We start from the raw sequence: 1,535 nt of genomic DNA, 5'->3' as shown, positions 1-1,535 counted from the left end.
ATAAACATTCAAAACTGAATACAATATGTCACGTTAATCCTTTTCATCTTCGAAGAAGATGTTCCGAATATATCCTTAGAAAGGAGGTGATCCAGCCGCACCTTCCGATACGGCTACCTTGTTACGACTTCACCCCAATCATTTGTCCCACCTTCGACGGCTAGCTCCAAAAGGTTACTCCACCGGCTTCGGGTGTTACAAACTCTCGTGGTGTGACGGGCGGTGTGTACAAGACCCGGGAACGTATTCACCGTAGCATGCTGATCTACGATTACTAGCGATTCCAGCTTCATGTAGTCGAGTTGCAGACTACAATCCGAACTGAGAACAACTTTATGGGATTTGCTTGACCTCGCGGTTTCGCTACCCTTTGTATTGTCCATTGTAGCACGTGTGTAGCCCAAATCATAAGGGGCATGATGATTTGACGTCATCCCCACCTTCCTCCGGTTTGTCACCGGCAGTCAACTTAGAGTGCCCAACTTAATGATGGCAACTAAGCTTAAGGGTTGCGCTCGTTGCGGGACTTAACCCAACATCTCACGACACGAGCTGACGACAACCATGCACCACCTGTCACTCTGTCCCCCGAAGGGGAAAACTCTATCTCTAGAGGGGTCAGAGGATGTCAAGATTTGGTAAGGTTCTTCGCGTTGCTTCGAATTAAACCACATGCTCCACCGCTTGTGCGGGTCCCCGTCAATTCCTTTGAGTTTCAACCTTGCGGTCGTACTCCCCAGGCGGAGTGCTTAATGCGTTAGCTGCAGCACTAAGGGGCGGAAACCCCCTAACACTTAGCACTCATCGTTTACGGCGTGGACTACCAGGGTATCTAATCCTGTTTGATCCCCACGCTTTCGCACATCAGCGTCAGTTACAGACCAGAAAGTCGCCTTCGCCACTGGTGTTCCTCCATATCTCTGCGCATTTCACCGCTACACATGGAATTCCACTTTCCTCTTCTGCACTCAAGTTTTCCAGTTTCCAATGACCCTCCACGGTTGAGCCGTGGGCTTTCACATCAGACTTAAAAAACCGCCTACGCGCGCTTTACGCCCAATAATTCCGGATAACGCTTGCCACCTACGTATTACCGCGGCTGCTGGCACGTAGTTAGCCGTGGCTTTCTGATTAGGTACCGTCAAGACGTGCATAGTTACTTACACATTTGTTCTTCCCTAATAACAGAGTTTTACGATCCGAAGACCTTCTTCACTCACGCGGCGTTGCTCCGTCAGGCTTTCGCCCATTGCGGAAGATTCCCTACTGCTGCCTCCCGTAGGAGTCTGGACCGTGTCTCAGTTCCAGTGTGGCCGATCACCCTCTCAGGTCGGCTACGCATCGTTGCCTTGGTAAGCCGTTACCTTACCAACTAGCTAATGCGGCGCGGATCCATCTATAAGTGACAGCAAGACCGTCTTTCACTGTTGAACCATGCGGTTCAACATGTTATCCGGTATTAGCTCCGGTTTCCCGAAGTTATCCCAGTCTTATAGGTAGGTTATCCACGTGTTACTCACCCGTCCGCCGCTAAC

Annotated in this window: 1 rRNA gene; it reads right to left on the bottom strand. The window is 50.4% G+C overall.

Features of this window, described 5'->3' with window-relative positions:
- Positions 1–79 precede the first annotated feature (79 nt).
- Positions 80–1,535: ribosomal RNA gene (locus HMPREF2642_RS02015) — 16S ribosomal RNA — on the bottom strand; the annotation flags it as partial.

The organism is Staphylococcus sp. HMSC055A09, from assembly GCF_001809655.1.
Classification (GTDB): domain Bacteria; phylum Bacillota; class Bacilli; order Staphylococcales; family Staphylococcaceae; genus Staphylococcus; species Staphylococcus capitis.
Note: the sequence above shows the minus strand (reverse complement) of the source record. Positions and strands in the feature narration are given on the sequence as shown.